This window comes from Candidatus Accumulibacter sp. ACC003 (assembly GCF_907163085.1).
GTDB lineage: Bacteria > Pseudomonadota > Gammaproteobacteria > Burkholderiales > Rhodocyclaceae > Accumulibacter.
Genome location: NZ_CAJQTX010000001.1, coordinates 810389 through 833911 on the forward strand (window position 1 = coordinate 810389; position 23523 = coordinate 833911).

Below are 23523 nucleotides of genomic sequence, written 5' to 3' on the forward strand. Positions count from 1 at the left end.
CGGCTGCCGCTGGGCCACCATTCTCGGCGACGCGCCGGGCGATCGACCAGGAGGCGACGACGCTGTCACGAGCGCGATCAACGAGTTGTCCTGATCGCCTGCAGAGCACGGCTACGCCGTAGTCGATTGTTTATCGCACTGCCTGCGCGAGATCCCGACAGTTCCAATCATCCGGGATGTTGGGCTGATCGAGTGTCGGACAGGCCAAGAAGTTGCGCGATCCGCAGGCATGTTGTGCGCGAAGCACGATCTTACCCGGCACGCAGACGCACCTCCACCAGGTGTTCGCGATGATCGTCTGCCAGAGGTATTTTTTGGTCGTTTCGTTGCTCACCGTCGACCGTGACGCTCATCTGAACGCGCCCACCCGGCTGCTCGCCGCGTTCCTGCGAAACGGTGATGTGATAAACGGTCTCCCGATAGCGGTAGTGGATCTTGAAGGCCTGCCAGCTGGCGGGCAAGCAGGGAGCGAACTTCAGCGTGTCGCCCTCGAGCCTGAGGCCGAGAAGCGATTCGACGATCAGCCGATACATCCAGCCGGCCGATCCGGAGTACCAACTCCAGCCGCCGCGCCCGGTGTGCGGCGCGCGCGCATAGACGTCGGCGGCCATCACGTAGGGTTCGACCTTGTAGGTGGCGATGTCTGCCGGCGATGTGGCATGGTTCACCGGGTTGATCATGGCTGTGAGTTCCCATGCGCGCCTGGCGTCGCCGAGTGCGGCGAAGGCCATGGCCGTCCAGATCGCCGCGTGCGTATACTGCCCGCCGTTCTCGCGCACGCCCGGCACGTAGCCACGAATGTAGCCGGGGTCGAGATGCGATTTGTCGAAGGGCGGATCGAGAAGCTGGACGAGCGCGTGCTCGCGGCGCACGAGTCGCTCGTCCACCGCCTGCATGGCCATCTGCGAGCGCCTCGCGTCGCCCGCGCCAGAGAGCACCGACCAACTCTGCGAGATGGAATCCAGCTGGCACTCGGCGTTGCTGGCCGAGCCGAGCGGCGTGCCGTCGTCGAAATAGCCGCGCCGGTACCACTCGCCGTCCCAGCCATGGCGTTCGAGGTCGCGGCGCAGCCGCACGCCCTCCTCCTCGCAGCGCTCGGCGACAGCCGCGTCGCCGCGCACACGCGCCAGGGCGCTGAATTGCCCGAGAACGTCACACAGGAAGAAGCCCAGCCAGACGCTCTCGCCTTTGCCAGCGATGCCGACCAGATTCATGCCGTCGTTCCAGTCGCCCGAGCCGATCAACGGTAGACCGTGCTCGCCAAAGCGCAGACCGTGCCGGACGGCGCGCACGCAGTGCTCGTACAGGCTGGCCACCTCGGCGGAATGCCCGGGCAGGTCGTAGTAGGAATCATCGCCGGCGTTTACCGGGCGCCCTTCCAGGAAATGCACCTGTTCATCGAGCACGCCGGTGTCGCCGCTGCAGCTCACGTAGCGACACACCGCCAGCGGCAACCACAGGTAGTCGTCCGAACAATGCGTGCGCACGCCACGGCCCGACGGTGGATGCCACCAGTGCTGGACATCGCCCTCGACGAACTGCCGGCTGGCGTGCAACAGCAGCTGTTCGCGCACCAGCCCGGGTTCGGCGTGGACCAGCGCCATGACGTCCTGCAATTGGTCGCGGAAACCGAAGGCCCCACCCGACTGGTAGTAGCCGCTGCGCGCCCAGACGCGGCACGCCAGCGTCTGGTAGATCAGCCAGCCGTTGCTCAGGACATTCAGCGACGCATCGGGTGTTTCCACCTGCACCGCGCCGAGCGTGTGCTTCCAGTACTGCCAGACGGCTTCGAGTGCGCTACGCGCGGCCAAGGCGCCGCGGCAGCGCTGCACGAGCGCGCCGGCGTCATCGGCGTTACGGCCGACGCCAAGCCGGAAGACGATTTCGCGCTCCTCGCCGTCGGCCAGTCCGAAGCCCACCTGGATCGCGCCGCAAGGATCGAGGCCAGCGCCGACCTTGCCGGAGAGGTGCGTGCGTTGCATCGCGGCCGGATCGCGCAGCGTGCCGTTGCGCCCGAGGAACTCCGTGCGGTCGCCGCTTACGCTGCGCGTCGCCTCATCAACGTCGAAGAAGGCCAGCCGATCGGCAAATTCCGCGCTGTAGGGATTTCTGGCGAACAAGGCGCCGCTGCGTGGATCGATCGCCGTGGTGACATGCATGGCCGTTTTCGCGGGCAGATCGCCCAACACCCAATCAACATAGCCGGTGGCCGAGAGCCGGCGCGGACGACCTGATTCGTTGCGCACTTTCAGCACCGAGAACTTGACGGCGGCGTCGATCGCCACGTAGATCCACAGCTCGGAGCGGATGCCGCCGGAGCAGTGTTCGAAGACGCTGTAGCCAAATCCATGCCGGCTCACGTACGGCGCCGCGGCACGCACGGGCAGCGGCGTCGGCGACCAGAAGTGGCCGCTTTCTTCGTCGCGGAGATAGAGGGCTTCGCCGCTGGCATCGCATACCGGGTCGTTGTGCCAGGGCGTGAGACGGAATTCGTGCGCGTTTTCGCTCCAGGTGTAGCCGACGCCGCTCTCCGAGACGATCGCCCCGAAGCCTGGATTTGCCAGGACGTTAACCCACGGTGCCGGCGTCACCTGGCCGGGCTTCAGGGTGATGACGTATTCCCGCCCGTCCGGGGTGAATCCTCCGAGCCCGTTGAAGACGATCAGATCGCCACGCGGCGTCGCGTCGGCGCCAGTCGTGGCCGCTTGCTCGTCACTGCGATGCGCCCGACTCGCCAGCAAGCGGGGCACGCGCGGCCCGGCGAGGCGATGATGATCAAGCTGTTCCGCCAAGCTTCCGCGACCGTCGGTGATGACCGCGCGGGCGACCGACTGCAGAAGAATGCGATCTTCGCTGGATATCTGCTCCGCAGGCCGCACGAAGATGCCGCCCGGCCGGTCGATCACGCTGGCCTCGATTCCCGAGGCGATGAATCCCATGATCTGTTCCTGCAAGCGCTGTCGATAACCGGCGTGATCGTCGTTCCAGATCACCAGGTCCACCGCCAGTCCCTTCAGGCGCCAGTACGCATGCGCCTGTACGAGCTGGCGAACGAGATCGATATTGGCCGCATTGCCGATCTGCAGCAGCACGATCGGCAGATCGCCGGAGATGCCGTAACCCCACAGCCCCGACTGCCCGCGACGATTCGTGTTGAGCACCGTGGCGTCCGCGCGCAAGGACGCGTTGGCGTAGATGACCGAGCTGGCCAGGCGCGCATAAAGTTGCGCATCGGCCTCGCTGGCGTTGAGCTGCCGCAGCACCACCTGGCTGTGCGTCCAGGTCAGATCGAAGACGCGGCTCGAGAGCTGCCGGTCCTGGTATTTCTCGATCAGGCTCAAGGCCATGTCGCGCGAGCTGGCGATTCCCGAAACCATGTCGATGGTCGCCGTCTGTTCCGGATCGAGCGTCAGCGAACAGCGAATGGCGACGATCGGATCGAGCACCGAACCCTCGCCGCCGGACAGCGCCCCCGGTTCGCTCATCGCCAGCGGCGCCGCAGCGCTGCGGCCACGGCCGATGAAGCGCAGACGATCGGTTTCGTACGACACTTCGCCGATGTCGGCGCCGTGCGCGGTCATCAGGTGGAACATCCAGGGCGCCTGCTCGCCGAGCGAGCGCGGCCGGCGGGTGCACAGGATGGCGCCGCATTCGCGCAGAATCTCGGTCTGCACGAATAGATTGCTGAAGGCCGGATGCAGGGCATCGGCGGCCGGCGGCGCGATCACCACTTCGGTGTAACTGGTGACGTCGATTAGCCGACGCTGCCGCGAGCGGTTGGTGATGCGCACCCTGCGCAACTCGATGTCATCCTCCGCGGAGACGATGATCTCGGTGTGCGTCTCGAATTGGCCATTGTCGGCAGCATCGCTGGCGGTAAGCGAATCGCGCCGTCGAAACTCGGCTCGCCCCTCGGAAAAGATCGCTTCGTAGTGCTGCGGTCGCCGGCGCGTCGGCTGGTAGCCGGTAGACCAGAAGGCTCCGCTGTGCGCATCGCGGACGTAGCAGAAGGTGCCCCAGTGATCGCCAGTCGGATCTTCGCGCCAGCGCGTGACGGCGAGATCCTTCCAGCGACTGTAACCGCCGCCGGCATGCGTGAGCATCACGTGATAGCGGCCGTTCGACAACAACTGCACCTCGGGAACCGGCGTGTCGGGGCTGCTGAAGACGCGAATCGGCGTCTCCGCCGCCGCCGACGGTGAACGCACCATCGCCAGTTTGGCGGTGTGCGCAAACAAGGTCGTGGCCTTGGGAATGCGCTCCTGGAGCAGCAGCATGACCGCCTGGAACAGGGGTTCCGATTGGAATCGACGCTGCATCGGTTGCTCCAGCAACAGATAGGCCAAGGCCAGCAGGCTCATGCCCTGGTGATGGGCCATGAAGGAGCGCACGACAACGTGCGATTGGCCACGCCGCTGCCGCGCTGGCGTGTAGTCGATCGCTTCGAAGAAGCCGAACTTGCCGGTAAATCCCTCTGCCGCGAGTCGCTGCAGATTCAGGCACGCCTGCTCCGGCGCCACCATCAGCGCGAGAACCGAGGCATAGGGTGCAATAACCAGATCGTCGGCGAGTCCGCGTTTGAGTCCCAGGCCGGGAACGCCGAAGGCACGGTACTGGTAGTTGAGATAAACGTCGACGGTGTTGTAGCCCGATTCCGACATACCCCAAGGCACGCCGCGCTGGCGCCCGTACTCGATCTGCCTGGCGACCGCGGCTTTGCACGTCTGGTCAAGTAGCGTGTGATCGTAGGTCGGCATCACCAACAGCGGCATCAGGTACTCGAACATCGAACCGCTCCACGACAGCAGCGCCGGTTCGCTGCCGGTGCCGGTGAGCAGGCGCCCGAGGGCAAACCAGCTTTCTTGCGGCACTTGCCCCTGCGCAATCGCCACGAAGTTGCACAAGCGCGCTTCCGACGCCAAGAGGTCGTAGTAGCCAGCGTCCTCGCGATGTTCGCCGACGTTGTAGCCAATCCTCAACAGATGCCGTGCCTTGTCGTACAGGAAGTCATACTCCATGCGCGCCAGTTGCAGGCATTGCCGCGCCAGGCGTTCGATCGCCGCCATCCTGGCGGCCGCTTGGGCACTACCCGCCACGGCCAGTTCACGTAGCGTCGGTATGCCAACGATAGCGGCAAACGCCTCTTCACCCTGCACCGATCGCTGAGATTGCCACGGAGCGAGGAAGCTCAGCTCGTCAAGTGCCTCACTGCATTGGCGCGTAAGCGCCTTTGCCCACGCCTCGTCGCGGCCTTTTCCGTAGCGCTCTGGCGCGCTGTTCTTCCCGCCATCCGGACTTTCCGCGACGCGCGCGGCAAGTTCGGCGGCGCTGGTCGCCAGCCGCTCGAGGAGTGATCGAGCCGCCGCGAGGCTGCCCGGCGGGGCTGCCGCCGCGGATTCCAGTTCGTTCCGAAAGGCCTTCGCCTGCTCCACAGTGGCTGCGTCCGCGTCGTCGAGGAGAATCCTCAGAGTGTCGCCCAGACCTTCGAACAGCCGTGCCGGCAGGATCTTGTCGTCGGCGAGTGCGAGTAGACCCGCATGCAGGGTCAGCAGATGGCCGGCGAGGTTGCCGCTGTCCACCGTCGAGATATACAGCGGCTGCAGCGGCCGCAGCGTCTGCGTGTCGTACCAGTTATAGAAGTGCCCCCGGTACCTTTCCAGTGCGTCCATCGTGCACAGGGTGTTCGCCGTGCGCTCGAGGACTTTTCCGGTCACCAGGTAGCCGAAGTCGTAGGCCGACAGGTTTGCCAGCAACGCCAACCCGATGTTGGTCGGTGATGTACGATGCGCGACCGAGACAACGCGATACTCCTGAATGTTGTCCGGCGGCAGCCAATGGTCGTCCGGGCCGACGAAGTGCTCGAAGAACGCCCAGGTACGGCGCGACAGCGCGCCGAGAAAGAGCGTCTGCTCGACGCTCAGGGTCGCCTTGCGACGAGCCAGCGGACGGCTGACCCACCAGGCAATGAGCGGAGAGGCGAACCACAGGAGCAGGATCGGCCCGGCCACGACCAGTACCACCGGCCTCGATGCCGCCAGGTAGATCGCCGCCGTGGCGGCGAAGGCCGGGGCGAACCACATGGCCCGAAAAGAAGCGCTGAGCGTGCCGGCGTCGCGCTCGCCCGATTCGCGATCCGCCTCCCCCGACGGATTCCATTCGAGTAATCGTGCGCGTGTCACCAACATCCGCCAAGCTGTGCGGGTAATGGCATCGAGACTGAAAAAAGCCTCGTACGGGAGACAGGCGATTTCGAAAACGACCTGCAAGAAGTGCCGGTAAGCCGAGTGGGCGATGCTTGCCAGGTGCTGCCTCAAGTGCACATCCTCCGGCTTGTGGAAGCTGTCGAGGATAGCCGCGCACAGGGAGGGAAGCAGCACGATGCCGATCACCGCCAGGGTCCACGACCACGCCGGCGCCAGGAGCGTCCATCCCGATAGCAACAGCAGCGTCAGCGCCGCGGGGACGAGGCTTCGCCGCAGGTTGTCGAAGAGCTTCCATTGCGACAGCATCGACAGCGGATTCTTCCGCCGCGTGTTGCCGGCGCCGGCCGCCGCGCCCGGGACGCGCCTGCGCAACCACCCCGCCAGCTGCCAATCGCCGCGGATCCAGCGGTAGCGGCGGCTCACGTCGGCGCTATAGCGGGTCGGGTAATCCTCGTACAGGTGCACATCGCTCAACAGTCCCGCGCGGGCGTAGCACCCTTCAAGAAGATCGTGACTAAGAATGCGATTCTCTGGGAAGCGCCCGCCCAGCGCTTGCTCGAAGGCATCGACGTCGTAGATTCCCTTGCCGATGAACGAGCCTTCGTCGAATACGTCCTGGTAAACATCCGAGACGGCGCGCGTGTACGGGTCGATGCCCGGCTCGCCTCCATAGAGGCGCGCGTAGCGCGAGCGGTTCGTCCCCGGCAGGCCGATCGCCACGCGCGGCTGCAGGATGCCGTAGCCCTCGGTGACACGCTGCTTCGCTGTATCGTAGCCGGGGCGATTCAGCGGGTGCGCCATGGTAGCGACGAATTGCCGCGCCGCATCCCGCGGCAGCCGCGTATCGGTGTCGAGCGTAAGCACGTACTTCACCGATGACAAAACCGCGCTATCACCGACGACGAGCGCAAAGCCATCCCCGGCGCCACCGCGCAGCAGTGCGTTCAACTCGGCCAGCTTGCCGCGCTTGCGCTCGTAACCCATCCACAGCTGGTCCTTGGGGTTCCAACACCGCGGGCGATGGAAGAGGAAGAAGAGGTCGTTCCTGATTGTGACCCCGTCACCGCCGTACTTCTCGTTCAACTCGCCGATCCGCGTCCGCGCCAGGAGCAGCACCGATTCGTCGTCGGGGAGCGATTCCTGGCGAGCGTCACGAAAATCGGTCAACAGGCCGAAGTGCAGGCATTCGTCGCGATTCGCCAGAAACCTGACTTCCAGCGCCTCGATCAGATCCTCCACTCCCGCCGTACTGGTAAGCATCGTCGGGACCACGACCAGCGTGCGTGCCTGCGCCGGAATGCCCTCAGTGAAATCCATTCTGGGCAGAGCATGCGGAACAACCAGCAGGGTCGCCAACCAGTTCACCAGCGCGATTCCCAGCTGACTTGCGGCCAGCAGCGAGAGGATGCCGATTGGCAGCAGCAGCCAGTCAGGTGTACCCGCGGCAAACGCCTGCGCCAGAAAACTTGCCGCGACGATTGCCGTGATCAGCGTAATGCCGCCCAGGAATACGAGTAGTGGGAAGCGGCCTGCCGTCTTGCGCAAGGCTTCGGCGCCGGAAAGGCGAACTTGCACTGCCCGTTCGAGTTGTGGCAGGCCCTGGTCGATCAGGTAATAGCCGACGTGCCCGGCATGATCGCCAGTGCCGGTGCCGGCAGCGATCGCCGCTGCACTAATCGACGCCAGCTCGATCGCCTTGCGGGCTACCTCGCCCTCGGATAGCCCGCCCTTCTTAGCCATCCGCTCGATGGCATGGCGGTATCGATCACGGGTGACAAAATCCATCCGGCCATAGACGCCGCCTGGATCCTCATTAAGCGTGCTCTCGACAACGCTTTGGGTCTCTACGAATGTGCGCCAGTCGGTCGCGCCGAGAACCCGGAGACTGCCGATACTGTTAGCGATGGAGACCTGATCGGTGGCCTGCTGCTGGTTCTCGGATTGCACGAGGTGTTCGATTGTCAGACCCGATTCCGCCAGGCGCTGCTCGATCCAGGTCAAGGGCAGCGCCAGAGTGGGACCGCGTCCCTGCAAGCGCCGCGCGAGCTCGGCAACGAAGCCGCCGACCATCGGCGGATCCGAGGTCGCCATGTCGGCGATCACCTGAATCAGACTCTTGGGATCACTGACGGCCGTCTCCACCATCAGGTCTGCCCAGGTAGCCGCCAGGTTACGCTCCGCCCAGCTGGCCGCGATGCGCACGCCGACGCGACGCAGATTCTCGATCACTGCCAGCCGCAGCATGATCGGGATTGCCCACAACTCGCCCAGTTTCAGCGGGCTAACGTTCTGGTAGGCCGCCACGAAGCCGCCGAGACTTTCGATATCGACACGCCCGTCGCCGTGCGCAATGGTCTCCAGCGCGATGTCGTACACCCGCGGACGCCCGGCCGACGGCCCATGCGCCAGGCGCGGGAGTTCAGCGCTATAGCCCTTTGGCAAATGCCGCTTGGCCGTGCTGATCTGCTCCTCGATGAGATAGAAATTGTCGAGCAGCCATTCTCCGGCCGGCATCATCCGGCGGCTCTCCGTGGCCGCCGTCGTCAACAGCTGGCAGATGCCGACCAGTGTGCTTTCGTTGTCTGCCAGCCGAGCCAGGAGTCGCTCCGGCGCCTGCGCGGGAGTCAGCTTGTGCGAGGCCGCGAGCACCGCGCCGTGCAGCGCCATTTGATCGGCGCTGTACAACTCGGAGCGAAATGGGGGTTCCGCGTCGGGTAAGATCGGAGGGCCCCCGCCACCGCGAAGCCGGGCCATCAATGGCCGAAAGTAGCTGCTGCTCTTGCTGTCGAGGTTCACTTCAAGGGGTCCTTTTCTGAATACATAATCGCCATGCAGCGCAGCGAGGAATGTGTGCCGCCTACTCTCCCAATAGTTCGGCGATCGCCTCGAGTTGCTCCACATGCTGAGCCACCACTTTCACGATGACCGTGATCGGGATGCTCAGCAGCATTCCCCAGATGCCCCACAGCCACGCCCAGAAAAGCAGCGAGACGAATACCGCGGCGGTGTTCATCTTGGCGATGCGGCCCGTCATCCAGGTGGTGACGAAGGTTCCGACGAAGGTGGCGACGGCCAAGGAAGCACCCGCGGGCAGCAGCGCCATCGAGAGAGCGTCGAACTGCATGAAGGCGGCCATGCCGATGGCGGCGGCGGTAACGGCTGGACCGAAGTAGGGGATAACGTGCAGCAGGCCCGCGGCGACGGCCCAGGCGCCGGCATTCTCGAGGCCGATCCAACGCAGTGCGAGCCAGGTCAGCAGCGCCACCAGCACGTTCGTCGCCAGGAGCATGGACATGTAGCGCTGGACGGATTCGTTGATGTCATCGAGGATGCGAACGGTGATCTTCCTGTTCGAAAACGTCGGACCCGTGAGGCGCACCAGCTTCCTCTTGTAGGTGTCGCCTGAAAGCAAGAGAAAGAAAGTCAGGAAGAGCACCATCGACGCCTGGCCGAGCAGCCCCACGGCGCCCACGGAATTCGCCCAAAGAAAGTCGCCGAGTTTGAAGCCGGGCGTGTCGATGACGACGCGCGTCACTGGCCGTTTGGGCGTTGAATCAATCCCGGCCGCCTGGCTGGTCGCCTTTTCGATCTCGCTGGCAGCCGTTTGTACCTTCTGCATGGTACTGGTCTGGCCCTTGCGTACACTGGCGAGGCCGGTCGATACCTTGTTCACCGCCTCCGGTACCTGATCGAGGATGGTTTGAAACTGCCCGCGCAAGGAGTAGGCCCCGAGGATGAGCGAGCAGACGACAGCCGCCATCACGACAGTGGTCCCGACAACGCGCGGCACCCTGATCTGTTCCAGCCAGACAACCAGAGGATTCAGGGTGTAGGCAAAGAGCAGCCCGAGCAACAGGGTGATGACAAAGATCTGTGCCCATTCCAAGGCGAAGACCACGGCTATCGTGGCCAGGACGGCCAGCGCCACGTTCTGGGCGCCTGGCCCGAGACGAAGCGTTGGCAGAGTCGCGGCGGTCTCGCCGGCCGGGGACTGCGCATCGCGATGCTCGGTGGATTGCGGCGCTGGCAAGGGCAAAGGCATCGCTTCTTCGCCGGCTGCGGCGGGTGATTGGCGGATCATCGCAGGCTATTCCCGCAGCGCCCTGGCTGCGTAAGCTCTTGCGATCGAGGCAGGCGGTTCACGGCCACCACCGAATGGAAGTATCCGGCGCTTGCCGCGAATCGCCATCGCTCACTTGACCCGCATGTCGTTTTTGACCGAGGTGACACCGGCGACCGTACGGGTCACCGCAACCGCCTTGGTGATCGCCGCCTGCGAACCCACGAAGCCGCTCAGTTGGACCGCGCCCTTGAAGGTCTCGACGTTGATCTCGGCGGACTTCAGGCTCGGCTCGTTGAATATGACGGCCTTCACCTTGGTGGTGATGACGCTGTCGTCCACATACTCGCCGGTCCCCTCCTGCTTCGAGGTCGACGCACAACCCGCGGCGGCAACCAGCGTGACAGCCAGGAACAGCGCAGAAAGATACTTGCCAAGTGTTTTCATGATTGATTCTCCAGATTGAGGTTAAAGAGGACTTCCATATTCCGGCTGTCGATCGATACGCCGAGATCGACACCCGTTCGTGCTCGGCACTTCGGCCTAGCGAACGCCGCGCGAAACGGCGTGGTACAGCAGAAGCAGAACGCTTGCTCCGACGACGGCCACAAAGAGGCTGTAGAGGTTGAATCCGCCGACGCCGGCTATCCCGAAGGTATTGAAGAGCCAGCCGCCGATGACCGCGCCGACCACTCCGAGAACGATGTCCATGACAGCACCCTGCCCGCTGCCGCTAACTATCTTGCTGGCGATGAAGCCGGCGATGAGGCCAAGTACGATCCATGCGATTAAGGACATGCTTGCCTCCAGTATTTGCAGCTGTCGGGCCTCAGCATTTTCAGCATTAGGCGGCAGGGCCCAACAATCGCTGCCGCATTTTCAGCACCGCTCGCGCCTGCCAGCCGTGCAAGCGCATAAGGGCGTCGCCCGGACGACACGCGAAGCTGACGGTGAGCGACTCGCACAACCGTGTCCAATGCGCAACGGCAGCATATTCACAAGGACACACATGGTCTGTACGGTGGCGCACATTGTTCAGTTCAAGAGGTCAGCACTTTCGAGTGCAGCGGCTGGTGGTGTCACGCAAATGAGGCAAACGGGCCGTCCGCCGCGCCGGGTGTGAGACTTCAGCGCTCTGATCGCTGATCGGGCCGACCGGGCGGGACGAGCACAGGCGCTGAGCGGGCCGGAATTCGGATGACTATGCAGGGGTTCCCGGGTCCAAATGCGTGCTGGACGCGGCTTGATGAAGGCTCACATAGTCTCGTCGGTGCCGTCGGATTTCCTATCCGTCATTGCTTGCTCTTGATGTCCTGCGTTTCGCTCACAATCGGAAGTTCTGGACGGGCAGCCCATTGCGTCCATCCGGCATCGTACCATCGGACATTCGCATACCCCAGCAGGCGCTTCAGTACGAAGTACAGATTTCCTGATCCCGGCCGGGAATGTAGGTAGAATTCCGGAATTGCACGTGGCACTTTATTTTGACGGCCATGATTTTCTTATGGCATAAACCAAGCTTCGCTAGGAGTGCAAGGAGGAGCAGACGTTGAGGCAATCGTGGCTTCCAGGGTTTCCGGATGGTGCGCAGAAAGTGGGAGAAGGGTTGGCGATTCTGGAGAAGGATGGCCAAGCGATCTACTTTGTTGGGGGAGACAATTACTTCTCGCACCCCGTAGGAGACGACGCTGGCCGCAGGTTCGCTCTGACCAGCCTGATGGAGAACGGGCACGTCAAGGCGGTCGAACTGGAAAGGCCACCGCTGTGCATCCCGCACCGCACGCTGATGAACTGGGTGGGACAAAGCCGCAAAGCCGGGCCATCGTCTTTCTTTCGACCGGCGGCGGCGAGCCGGCCGCGGATCATGACGCCGGACAAGAGTGCCGAATGCGCGCGGCTGTTGAGCGAGGGAAAGCGTCCTGCCGAAGTGGCACGGCAGGTGGGCGTCCAGGAGTCGACGCTGCGCAAGGCGATCCGGCGCCAGGGCGTGCCGCAGTTGGCCGCCTTGCCGCAAGAGGCAGGGGAGTTGGAAGCGGCGAGCACCAAGAGTGAGCGCAGCCGGGCGGATGCGGAAGCCGCCGCGGGGATGGGCACCGCCTGCACGCGCGCCGACGAGCGGATCCAAACGGCGCTGGGATTGGCGACCGGTGCGACGACGCGCTTCGAAGCGAGCCACGATGTGGCGATGGGGGGGCTGTTGGCCGGCTTGCCGGCCTTGTGCGCGAACGGGCTACTGACCGGCCTGGATCGCCATCTCAAGCTGCCCCGGGGATTCTACAGCGCCTTGCACATCCTTCTCGTCCTCGGCTTCATGGCCCTGGGGCGAATCAAGCGGCCGGAACATCTGCGACAAACCTCGCCCGGAGAACTCGGCAAAGTCATCGGCCTGGACCGGGTACCGGAAGTCCGCACCCTGCGGGAAAAGGTCCATCTGCTGGCCAAGACGGGTGACCCGGCAGCCTGGATGCGGGATCTCGCGAAGCTCTGGATGGAAAGCGAGCCAGAAGAAGCGGGTTACCTGTATGTCGATGGTCATGTTCGGGTGTATCACGGCGAGCAGGCCAGGCTGTCGAAGCGCTACGTCTCGCGCGAACGCCTGTGCCTGCGGGGCACCACCGACTACTGGGTTAACGATGCCCTGGGTCGCCCGTTCTTTGTGGTTTCGCAGCCGCTCAATGACGGACTCGCCGAGACCCTGCTCAAGGACATCGTCCCCCAACTGCTGGAGATTGTCCCGGGACAGCCGACGCCGGCCGAACTGGACGCCGACCCGACCCTGCACCGGTTTGTCATGGTCTTCGATCGGGAAGGGGCCACCCAGAGTCTCCTCGGCAGACTCTGGAAACAGCGCATCGGCGCACTGACCTACCGCAAGAACGTCAAGGACCTCTGGTCCGAAGAGGTGTTTCAGGAACAGGAAGTCCATCTGCCGGCAGGCGGCAGCACCGGGATGAAACTCGCCATGCGCGAAACCCGACTCGGCACAGGCGATGGCAGCCTGGCCGTGAGCGAAGTTCGTCGGCTGACCCAGACGGGACATCAAACAGCCGTGATCACGACCGCCCGGCAACTCGGAAACACCACCATCGCTGGGCGGATGTTCGCCCGTTGGTGCCAGGAAAACTACTTCGCGTACATGATGGAACATTATGATATTGATGGGCTTATCGAGTACGGAGACGAATCTCTTCCCGGCACTCACCAGGTCGTTAACCCCCGCTGGCGGGAACTCGACAAGGCCGTCAGGCAAACCCGCCAGAGCGAAAGAAAACTGCAGGCCGCAATCGCCAGGACGGCCTTGAACGACGGCGGCGAAATCCAGAAAAACGCCGAGTCTGTCGAAGCACTGCAGGCCGTTCAGGAGGAGCTCAAGCGACTTTGCGCGGCGCGCAAGGCAAGCCCCCGAAAGGTGACGATCGACAGTCTGCCCGAGGCCGAGCGACCGACCCAACTGCCGCCGCTGAACAAGATGCTCTGCGATACCGTGAAAATGGTCGCCTACCGGGCCGAGACCGCCATGGTGGCGCTATTGCGCCGCCACTTGAAGAAGGAGGACGACGCACGTGCGCTCATTCGCGAATTGTTCGTTTCTTCCGCTGACATCGAACCGAACGCGCTAGCCAACACCCTGACCATCAAAATTCACCGGATGGCCAGCCCAGCTCATGATCGCGCTATCGCCGCGCTCCTCGAGAAACTCACCCTGCAAGATTTTCCGCATCCGGAAACCGGGGCAAGAATGACCTTCACTCTTGTCTGAAGTGCCAACCCGGTTTCCTCCGAGATCAGGAAATCTGAAGTAAGTCTGGCTGGCCTGATGTCCCGTACGGCAATACACGATGACCATCGTATCTTTGGAGGGAATGATCTCACTGTATGCTGCCGTCAAGGCGGCGGTCGACTTGAATGAGACGGCTTTGTTTGAACCTATCACCAGATCTTCCGTGAACGGGCGGCTGATCGCGCCGGGGATATGGCCGGCACGAGCTTCGTCCGATTTTTTCCCCGTGTAGTAGTCCGTTGGCCGGACGTCAATAATCACGACACCCGGCTTGCCGAGTTGAGTGACCACTGTTTGGAAATCGACAGTGAAGTTATCGGCGTTCGTTTGCAGCGGGTATTTCGAGTTGCTTACGCCGGGCAACGTTGTGTCAGCGGGACGGCCTGCCTGCACCCACTTGACGTACCCCCCGTTCATAACGGCGTAGTTCATGTGCCCCATCCGCTCGAACGCCATGCCGGCTAGAGTGGTGTCATACAACTTCTCGCCGGACACCATGACGATGGTGTCGGAGGACTGCAGCCCCAGGAGCGAGAACTGGGCAGCGAGCATCGGGGGTGGCAGAAGTACGGACGGCGCGCCTTCGATGTTGCCGCGGAAACTCTCGAGATTAGGCTGATGGAGCCCGGAATGTGTGCGGTGTTGTATTCCGGTTGGGGCCGCAGGTCGATGATCTTGACACCCGGTGCGCCGATCATGGACGCCAGCTGATGGGTCTCGACTGCCCGAGGCATGGCGGCATGTGCCGGCGCGGAGGCGACGTCGGACTTGGCCGAGACGGCAGACGCGTCAAAGAAGGCGCGCCACGCGTTGACCCGCGCGGCGTCGACCGTTGCCAACGGCTCAGGCCGTAAGGAGACGGGCTTGAGGCAACGATCCCGGAAGCCCACCAGGCCGTCGGTCAGCAAGTAGACGTTGCCGAAGCCCTGGCGCTGCAGCGAGTCGCGCGCCTGGGCGGGATGGGTCATCCCGTTGGAATAGAGCACGATCAGACCTTGGTTCTTGTGGGGTTGAAGAGCTTGCGCCAATTCGGCGAGCGGCACGTTGACCGCACCGCGGATGTGGAAGGCGTTGAACTCTGCCGCTGGCCGCACATCAACGAGCACCAGATCCGGTTCGCCGGCCATTAGGCGGTCGGCAATATCTTCGGGCTCGATATGGTCCAGCCCCTGCTCAACACTCGCCATCAGAGCCTTCTCGTCGACGGGGGTTACGGCGGCCGCGGACTTCGCAGCAGCCTCTGTCATGTCGGGGCTTAGTACGAACAAGCCGCCCGCCAGTGCCACGAGGGCGAAGCTGAAGGTCTTTAGAAATGGCGCAACGGTGTCCGGCTGCCTCATAGGGATGCCAACAACAATGGCCGCAACTGGGCCTCGTAGAGCGCCTGCGAGGCGGGTTTGTGAAAACAATGCTTGAAGAATCGCAGGACTTGGCGGCTCACCTTGGAGGTGTAGCGGAATACCGGGGCAGTCCAGTCGGGGCGATCGGTCCCGTCGGTGGCCGAGGTCTGGCGCCGGTCCTGCTTGCGCAAAGCCTTCTCGTCCACGATTCCGTGCTGCCCCATTCTGTGGTGCACCAGCAGGGCCACCAAGAGGCTGGTGACAACGGCCAGGCGGACCTGATTCTCGATGGCCGCCACACTGGCGCCCCATGCCTTGGCGAGGCTGAAGTCGTTCTTCCATGTGTCGAAACATTTCTCCTCCTCCCAGCGGCGGGAGTAGAGGAAGGCGATGACGCCGGGCGCGAGGTCGAACTCGTTGGTCAGAAACTCCACGAGATGTCCTCGTCGGCTGCGGAAGGTGATCAGGCGCCAGTGTTGGCGGGAACTGAGCAAGGTGATGCGCAGATCGTTGAGCACCCCGTCGTTGGCCGGGACATCCTCGATCTTTAAGGGCTCGGTGGACTCGACGCACAGGCTGCTTTTCATGCGCGTGATCATGGTCACGCCCAAGCTCTTTTTCCGGTCATCCCAAAACGTCGCGTCGATGAAAGCGCGGTCGACCAGCCACAGCGCGCCCTTGTCACGGGTCATGGCCTGCGCGGATTGGTCATAGTCGCGCAACAGAGTGATTTCGTGGCGACTGCGGGTGTCGACGTGCACGTCGGTGGGGCAACCCAGGCGCACGTCGTAGAAGCTCAACAGCGCGTGCCCCTTGGGATTGTCCGTCCCGCCCTGGCGGGGCGTACACCGCCCGTAGTGGGCGCTTTCGCTCTGATAGGTCCCATCCATTGCATACACCGGCCGTCCTTGCAGGGCTGGGAATTGCGCCAGGCGATCCGGCAGCGCGGCCCGGGCCTCGGTGAGCAACGGCGGCATCGCCGCCTCCAAGACCGTGCGGCGGCGGCGCGAGGACAGCGCGTCCGACCAGGTGGAACGTGCCAGCGGGACGCGCTGCGCCGTCCCCGGCTCGCAATGCAGCAGCGACTGCACCTGCTCGCGCAGGGTGCGCATGCCCTGCAGGTGGCGCAGCACCCCCAGGCCGATAAAATCCGCCATGCTCAACACTCGCGATACCGCGTCGGTACCGCGCACCTGCGCCAAGGCACGAGCCATCGGCGCCAACAATTCACCCAAGACGGTTTGGTTCATGAGGCTATCCATGACCGCAGTTAATCGTTCGGTATCCACAAGACACTCCAATAAGCTGTTGTTTATACAGCCAAAATTGCGAGCATTTTGCCAAACCTTTGTCAAGTGTTTTTCGCATTATTTTAAAAATATTTTTGCCGCCTCAATATCCGCGCCATAGAGCACGTCGATTTCGAACCTGCCGCTTTTCTATTAAATGCTCAAATTATCCGCGTATAACACGACTGCGACGCCGCCTTGTGGGGGATTACCTGCTTCGGCCAAAATTCAAGCCGGACACCGTTGGAAATGGCGAACCCCTGTACGGTGCGCGGCCCGTGCGTACTTTTTCGGCCCACTCGGACAGCCAGAAGGCAGCCACGGCCACCAGCGTAAACATAAAGGATGAATCCGTTGCGCGACATGCCTACGGTGGTATAGGCCATCTGCGTTCCAAAATCCCCGATCGTGTACAGCGGCAGGACCAAGGCGAAGGACTCGTTGAACAGGATGCTGCCGCCCACGACTCCAAGCAGGAATACGAGCGCGTCGATCCGGCCTGCGGCCACGCCCACAGCTGCCGTCCCTGGGCACCATGCTCCCATGACAAATCCGACGCCGAACAGCAGCCCCCCCACGATTTGTGCGCCGTAGAGAGTGGGCATGAGGAAGATCTGATCGAACTGGATCCAGCCGAAACCCACCAGATACGAGAGTCCCAGCAGCGCAGTGATGAGCGCGGAAAACATCACTTTCACTACGGCCATGTCCGTAAAGTAGAAGACACCGGCCAAGCGGCGCGAACTGCTGAAGCCGGCCTGCTCGAGTGCAAAACCGAAACCGACACCGATCAGCAGTGCCAGAAGAAAAGCCTGTGGCGTGCCGAGCGCATCGAGGCCATAGAGGGTGTTAATCATGCCATTGTTTCTTTACAAACCAGGCCGCGGCGTAGCCGCTGGCAAAGAGGCAAACCAGAAACACGAGGCTGCCGGAAAGCAGCAGCGCGCCGCCTGTGAGTGCTTGACCCGAGGTGCAACCCTGGGCCAAGCGGCTGGCGAAACCGACGATGATGCCGCCGGCAAGGGCGTAACCGAGTCGGCGACCCACGGATGCAGCGGCACCGCGTTCGACCTGAATACGTGCTCGGTTCGCCAGGAGTGCCGAGAATAGCCCCCCGACGAAAGTGCCCACAAACATGAAGACGAGGTAATAGTGCAGCGGATTCTCACCCCATTTGCCGAAATACTCGCTGCTCAGCGTATGAGAGGGCGCGACACTCATGGAGAGTGCTGCACCGAAGCGCGAAATGCCGCCCGACGCGCCCAGCCCGGCGCCAAGAATTGCGAATGAGGCCAGGAGTACCAGCCCGAGCAGAACACCCACGAGGTAGGGGTTCGCGTAGGGTTTAGGCCCGCCATGAGGATTGTCGGTTTCGGTTGTCATGACTAGTGTCTAATTGCATTATTAACCGGTAGTAACTATCATGCTTCTCCATTGCTTCGTGGTGGAGGAGATGTGGTGGGACGTGTGGCGGTGGCGCTGTCTTGCACAGCGGAGGTGAAGGAGGAATTGGAGCGTATGTCACGGAGTCGCAGTGGCGAGGTTCGCTTGGCCGAGCGAGCGAGAATCGTGCTGGGTTGTTTGGAGGGTCTGCGAAACGACGAGGTTGCCCGCGCAGTTGGCGTACGTGCGAACACGGTGGGGCTGTGGCGTCGGCGCTTTGCCGAGCATGGTTTGTCGGGCTTGCGTGATGCTGCGCGGCCGGGCAAGCCGGCGAAGTACGGGCAGGATCTGCGTGACCGCATTCTGGCGCAACTCGAACGGACACCGCCGGAAGGTATGGCAAGTTGGGATGGTGGTTCGCTGGCGAAGGCGCTGGAAGTATCGGACGATGCCGTGTGGCGCGTGTTGCGTCGGGAGGGCATCCAGCTGCAGCGGCATCGCTCCTGGTGCGTGAGCACGGACCCAGAGTTCGCCGCCAAAGCAGCGGATGTCATCGGGTTGTACCTTAACCCACCTGAAAACGCGCTGGTCCTGAGCGTCGACGAGAAACCCTCGATCCAGGCTCTGGAGCGTCGGCGCGGCTATGTCCAAACCAGTAGCGGAAAGGTGGTTCAGGGACTGAAAAGCACCTACAAACGCCATGGCACGGTCAACCTGTTCGCCGCCCTCGAAGTGGCCACCGGCGTCATTCGAGGCAAGACTACCCTAACCAAGAAGCGCGCTGATTTCCAGGCCTTCATGGAGGAGACCATCGCTGATGAACCCGTCGACCGTGAGATCCACGTCATCTTGGACAACCTCAACACGCACAAGAAAAACGACGAGTGGCTCGCCGCTCACCCCAACGTCACCTTTCACTTCACGCCCACCAGCGCCAGTTGGCTAAACCAAGTGGAGATTTGGTTCGGCATCTTCCAGCGCAAGACCCTGAGAAACGCCAGCTTCTCGAGCCTGGATCAACTCGTTGCCGCCATTCACAGCTTCACCGCGGCTTACAACCAGAACGCCGCCCCATTCGCCTGGCGAAAGCGAGAGGTCAAGGGCGCGCAGCTGCGGAATACTATCGTTAATCTATGCAATTAAACACTAGCACCCCGCGCTCTTCTTCTTAATAGGTGCTTGACCGCCGGCCGGCGCCGAGGCCGCGGTGACCGGTCTCGCGTCAGCCGGCACAGAATCAGCGGGTTTCACGGCTTGAACCAAAGCCGGGGCCGGCGCCACCGGCAGGGCCTCCGCACTCGGATAGCATAGTGCTTGTTGTCATACTCGATCAGCGGAAAATCGTTAACATTCATGGGCTTATGACAACCACTTGTAAACCCTGTTGAAATCAGGTCTACTCTCGTCTTTTGGACGAACGAAATGACTGTGACGACGGGAGTGAGCCTGATGTGCTGCTTGAGGGAAGTGGACGACCCGCGCAGACCCAGCAACGGGACGCTGCATGACTTCCAGGAGATTTTGGTGATTGCCATGGCAGGGGTACTCTCGGATTGTGACACCATCGAAGACATCGCCTACTGGGGGCGCCGGAAAGAAAAATGGCTGCGTGAATTCCTGGTGCTCAAGAACGGGGTTCCCTCCACGGAGACGTTTCTGCGGGTGTTCCGAGCGCTTGACCCGAAGCAATTTGAGGTCGCGTTTCGCCGCTGGGTGGCCGGGGTGGTCGGCGCCTTGCGAGGCAGCGTCGCGTTCGATGGCAAGACGGTGCGAGGTTCCGGCAGTGGTGGCGAAACCGCGATTCACATGGTCAGCGCCTTCGCTACGGAATTGGGTATTGTCCTCGGCCAGGAAAAGGTCGCCAGCAAGAGTAATGAGATCACCGCCATCCCGGAACTCCTCAAGGCACTGTATATCAATGGGTTGCTGGTCACCATCGACGCCATGGGCTGCCAGAAAACTATTGCTCGGCAGATCACGGATCAAGGCGGTGACTACCTGCTGGCGGTCAAAGGCAACCAGCCGACGTTGCTGGAAGCCATCGAGACCGAGTTCATCGACCAGTATCAATCCGAGGCCGTTGATCGCCACCGTCAGGCCCGCAAGTCCCATGGTCGAATCGTCGGACAGATCGCCTCGGTCTTGCCTGCGCAAGGACTCGTTGATCTGGCCGATTGGCCGAAGTGCCAGACGATCGGCCTGGTCGACTCCCTGCGCAAGGTTGGCGACAAGGAATCGAACTTCGAGCGACGCTACTACATCAGTTCTCGTGCCTTGACCGCCGAAGAGCTGGCGGCCGCGGTGCGAGGCCATTGGGGCGTAGAAAACCGCCTTCACTGGGTGCTCGACGTCAGCTTTCGTGAAGATGCCAGCACTGTACGCAAGGACAACGCCCCACAGAACCTCTCCCTCTTGAAGAAAATCGTTCTCAACCTGATTCGTCTGGATACGACCGACAAGACTAAAGCCAGCTTACGCTTGAAGCGCAAAGGAGCTGCTTGGGATGACGATGTCCGGATGACGATGCTGGGCCTCACACCGCTATGACAGCCGAGTGCGGAGGCCCTGGCGCCACCGGCGGCTGGAGCGCCGCGGAGTCGTTCCAGTAGGCTTCCAACCCGCCATGGAGCACCCTGATGGACCGCCGAGTCTTCTGGGAGAGAATGCCGCCCACTGCCATCGCCAGTGAGCCGTCGCGATCGACGAGTATCAAGGGAACTTCGCCGTTCAGGTAATCAGGTTTGCCGATTACGTCCGCGATACTCGCGTTGATCGAGCCGGGTAGGTTGAAGTCCGCATACGCTGCCGGCGGGCGCAGATCCACGATCTCGATCATTTCGGGGAGATCCATCAGCATGCGTTTGAGTTCTACGGGGGCAATGCGCTGCGGCAGTATGACGGATCGCGTGGGGGGCTCGGCCCATGCCGTTGCTGTAATGATCGTTCCGCCTAGTAATAATCCGGCCGCGTACAGTGTGTTGCGAAGGTGCATGGGCTTCATGGGCAAACTCCTGTCTCCGCAAGAATAAATTCATGCGTCTGTTACTGACTGCGGCTGATCGACTCTAACCTTATAAGTTCAACCGTTTGCACTGTCTGTTCGCTTCCGAACGCAACGCTTTCAGGGCCTATTGCTGAGCGCAGTTCAGTTCGGAGGGGCTCATCTCAACTTGTGTCAGCCAGGGCAAGAACCTCTTGGGCGTGAAAGCCGACGAGTCGTGGCACGGCGATGTCGTGGTGCTCAACACCAGGGAGTTCATGCACGGCAAGTCGGTAGAGTCAGCTCACCGAGTGTGTCTTCGCCGACTCAGTAGCGGGATGGGTTGTCCGGGTGTCTGTCCTGGCTGTTGCGAACGCCATCGCCATCACGGTCACGGCCGCTGTCGCCGTGGCGAGAGGCGCCATCATGGCCACGATCGCGCTGGTAATCGTCCCCCCGATGCTGACCACGATCCTGATACGGTGTGTCGTAAACCATACAACCGGAAACCACCGTGCTGGCAGCGATCAGAAACACAACAAGCTTGTTCATACACCCTCCTGGATCATTTCTGTTAACCCGTTTGGCAAGGCACCGGTATCGATCGGTCAACAGCCGGAGCTTGATCTGCATCAATGATGAGGCGGTTCGGCGCCAACATCTGTGCGCTAGCAGACGCACCATGCCAGAACCAACCAGCAGTGAAGCCACCGGGGCTCCCGCGTTCAAGTCTGCCGGCGGCGTAGCGGCGGGCGGTGCCTGTTACGTCCGCCGCTCTCCAGGAACTGACGGCGTGAGATATCCCGTGGACGGCGAGGGCGAAAGAAGGCGGCCTGCCTGAAGGATGTTGGGACGAAGTGAACGAAAGAAGGGCCGGGACAACTCTGCTATCGTGGGAAGTTATCAAGACAAACCACACCGCAAAGCGCCCAGCCCATGCAGCGAATTGTAGCCGGCATCGAGACGATCGAGCAGCATCTTGAGGCCATCAAGCAAACCCCCGAAGCGTATCGCCCGCCGTGCTGCCCGCATTGCGGCCTGAAGATTCTCTGGCAGCACGGGCACTACGAGCGCAAGGCCGACCGGCGAGCCGGGCAGGATTCACTCAATCCGGTGCCGATCTGCCGCTACTGTTGCGCTGGATGTCGGCGCACGTGTTCGCGTCTGCCGGCGTGCATCGCGCCGCGCCGCTGGTATGACTGGTCAGTGCAGCAAGCGGTCCTGGCACAGCGGCTGAGCGGTGCGCCCGATCGCCCCGGCGCACCCGGCGCGGCGCCCGAGCGGCGCACCGCCGGTCGCTGGTGGGCCTGGCTCCAGGAGCGCCGCCTGCTGTTCGAGTTTCACCTGCGTGCTCGCTTTGCCGACCTCGGGCGGACGGTCGACGGCAGCGCTTTCTGGCGCCGGGTGTTCGAATCGATCGGCCTGGCACAGGCCATGACCTGGCTTGATCGGGAGATCAGCGTCCCGTGATGAACTGATTCCGAACGAGCGGCAGACGGTGAGGTCCCCGCCCGGGCGGGGACCCCACACAGTTTGCTCCTGTCATTAGAACGGCCGTTCTGGTTTGATCACCGCTCCGATTTATCACCAGGAGTGGTTATGAACCCGATTGATCCGAAAGCCCTGTTTCGCCTGTCCGTTCTCGGTCCCCTGATCAGCCGCGAGCGGCTGGAACGTGGCGAACTGCAACAGCTCCTCCGGGAGCTGGCCAGCCGCGAGTACGCCATCCCCGGCAGCCGTCGGCGCTATCTGAGCGAGAAGACGATTCAGGCGTGGTACTACGCCTGGCGCCTCCGCCAGCTTGACGGCCTGACGCCCAAGCCACGCGCCGACCGCGGGCAGTCGAAGCTCCCGGCCGCCACCCAGGCGGCCATTCTCGCCGCCAAGCGCGACAACCCGCGGCGCTCGCTGTGCCAGATTCGACAATTGCTCGAAGCCACCGGCACCGTTGCCCGAGGCCGCCTGGCCCGGTCGACCATTCACCGTCTGCTGCAGCAGCATGGCCTGTCACGGATCAGCGGCTCGGCCAGTCTGCCCGAGGAGAAACGCAGCTTCGTCGCCGCGACAGCGGGGGCGATCTGGTATGGCGACGTGATGCACGGCCCACGCGTGCCGATCGACGGCAAACTCGCCAAGAGCTATCTCGTGTCGCTCTTCGACGACGCCTCCCGGCTACTCACGCACAGCGCCTTCTGCCCCGGAGAAACCGCCCTGGACATCGAAGGCGTGCTCAAGCAGGCGGTGCTCAAACGCGGCATTCCGCTCAAGCTGGTGGTCGATAACGGCGCCGCCTACCGCGCCGAGACGCTGCAAGGGATCTGCGCCCGGCTCGGCATCCATCTGATTCACTGTCGGCCGTACGCGCCCGAGGGCAAAGGGAAGTTGGAGCGCTGGCACCGCCGCTGCCGCGATCAGTTTCTCAGCGAACTCGATGAGCGCCATATCGCCAGCCTGGACGATCTCAATGCTCGCCTGTGGGCCTGGCTT

Annotated in this window: 15 protein-coding genes and 1 pseudogene; 5 read left to right on the forward strand and 11 right to left on the reverse strand. The window is 62.8% G+C overall.

All coding sequences use genetic code 11. The features are described 5' to 3' along the window. Nucleotides 1-251 precede the first annotated feature (251 nt). The 4 genes from QZ656_RS03590 to QZ656_RS03605 form a co-directional block, all read right to left on the reverse strand. Entirely contained in the window at nucleotides 252-8870 is an 8619-nt protein-coding gene (locus QZ656_RS03590; RefSeq protein ID WP_291992084.1) for a glucoamylase family protein, read from the reverse strand. A 190-nt stretch (nucleotides 8871-9060) separates the two neighbouring features. Further along, a complete protein-coding gene (locus tag QZ656_RS03595; RefSeq protein WP_366522087.1) occupies nucleotides 9061-10131 on the reverse strand; it encodes an AI-2E family transporter in 1071 nt (356 codons plus the stop codon). Between the two features lie 264 nt (nucleotides 10132-10395). Continuing rightward, nucleotides 10396-10710 carry a BON domain-containing protein gene (locus QZ656_RS03600; RefSeq protein ID WP_291992086.1) on the reverse strand — a complete coding sequence of 105 codons (315 nt, stop codon included), beginning with the start codon at nucleotides 10708-10710 and terminating at the stop codon, nucleotides 10396-10398. A 96-nt stretch (nucleotides 10711-10806) separates the two neighbouring features. Beyond that, nucleotides 10807-11061, reverse strand: a complete 255-nt coding sequence (locus tag QZ656_RS03605; RefSeq protein ID WP_291992087.1) for a GlsB/YeaQ/YmgE family stress response membrane protein — start codon at nucleotides 11059-11061, stop codon at nucleotides 10807-10809. A gap of 808 nt (nucleotides 11062-11869) precedes the next feature. Here QZ656_RS03605 and QZ656_RS24035 point away from each other — a divergent pair. Then, complete coding sequence (locus QZ656_RS24035; protein WP_291992874.1) at nucleotides 11870-14023, forward strand: helix-turn-helix domain-containing protein; 2154 nt, start codon at nucleotides 11870-11872, stop codon at nucleotides 14021-14023. A gap of 30 nt (nucleotides 14024-14053) precedes the next feature. Here the strand turns inward: QZ656_RS24035 and QZ656_RS03615 are convergent. From QZ656_RS03615 to QZ656_RS03635, 5 genes and pseudogenes are all read right to left on the reverse strand, one after another. Then, a pseudogene (locus QZ656_RS03615) lies at nucleotides 14054-14596 on the reverse strand (rhodanese-like domain-containing protein); the annotation flags it as partial. After that, on the reverse strand, nucleotides 14506-15384 hold the full coding sequence (locus tag QZ656_RS03620; RefSeq protein WP_291992089.1) for a rhodanese-like domain-containing protein: 879 nt from the start codon (nucleotides 15382-15384) through the stop codon (nucleotides 14506-14508). The pseudogene QZ656_RS03615 and the gene QZ656_RS03620, both read right to left, overlap by 91 nt. Then, nucleotides 15381-16634 (reverse strand): IS4 family transposase, encoded by a 1254-nt coding sequence (locus QZ656_RS03625; RefSeq protein ID WP_291992090.1) that lies wholly within the window; start codon nucleotides 16632-16634, stop codon nucleotides 15381-15383. The genes QZ656_RS03620 and QZ656_RS03625 overlap by 4 nt, the downstream gene beginning before the upstream one ends. 200 nt (nucleotides 16635-16834) lie before the next feature. Continuing rightward, complete coding sequence (locus tag QZ656_RS03630) at nucleotides 16835-17530, reverse strand: YeeE/YedE thiosulfate transporter family protein (protein WP_291992091.1); 696 nt, start codon at nucleotides 17528-17530, stop codon at nucleotides 16835-16837. Then, the gene (locus tag QZ656_RS03635) at nucleotides 17523-18056 is read right to left on the reverse strand and encodes a YeeE/YedE thiosulfate transporter family protein (RefSeq protein WP_291992092.1); all 534 of its coding nucleotides are present in this window, start codon (nucleotides 18054-18056) and stop codon (nucleotides 17523-17525) included. The genes QZ656_RS03630 and QZ656_RS03635 overlap by 8 nt, the downstream gene beginning before the upstream one ends. Nucleotides 18057-18131: 75 nt before the next feature. Between QZ656_RS03635 and QZ656_RS03640 the strand changes: the two genes are divergently transcribed. Both QZ656_RS03640 and QZ656_RS03645 read left to right on the forward strand, forming a co-directional pair. Further along, nucleotides 18132-19199: an IS630 family transposase gene (locus QZ656_RS03640; protein WP_291991544.1), complete on the forward strand. Its 1068-nt coding sequence runs from the start codon at nucleotides 18132-18134 to the stop codon at nucleotides 19197-19199. 306 nt (nucleotides 19200-19505) lie between these two features. Next, the gene (locus QZ656_RS03645) at nucleotides 19506-20603 is read left to right on the forward strand and encodes an ISAs1 family transposase (protein ID WP_291991628.1); all 1098 of its coding nucleotides are present in this window, start codon (nucleotides 19506-19508) and stop codon (nucleotides 20601-20603) included. Here the strand turns inward: QZ656_RS03645 and QZ656_RS03650 are convergent. Then, complete coding sequence (locus QZ656_RS03650) at nucleotides 20590-21057, reverse strand: rhodanese-like domain-containing protein (RefSeq protein WP_291992093.1); 468 nt, start codon at nucleotides 21055-21057, stop codon at nucleotides 20590-20592. The two genes, QZ656_RS03645 and QZ656_RS03650, sit on opposite strands and share 14 nt — an antisense overlap. Nucleotides 21058-21363: 306 nt before the next feature. Continuing rightward, entirely contained in the window at nucleotides 21364-21588 is a 225-nt protein-coding gene (locus QZ656_RS03655; protein WP_291992094.1) for a hypothetical protein, read from the reverse strand. Nucleotides 21589-21972: 384 nt separating this feature from the next. Here QZ656_RS03655 and QZ656_RS03660 point away from each other — a divergent pair, with 384 nt between their 5' ends. Further along, entirely contained in the window at nucleotides 21973-22506 is a 534-nt protein-coding gene (locus QZ656_RS03660; protein WP_291991612.1) for a DUF6431 domain-containing protein, read from the forward strand. Between the two features lie 129 nt (nucleotides 22507-22635). Then, nucleotides 22636-23523, forward strand: an 888-nt coding sequence (locus QZ656_RS03665) for a DDE-type integrase/transposase/recombinase (RefSeq protein ID WP_291992095.1), incomplete at its 3' end; no start/stop codon positions are given.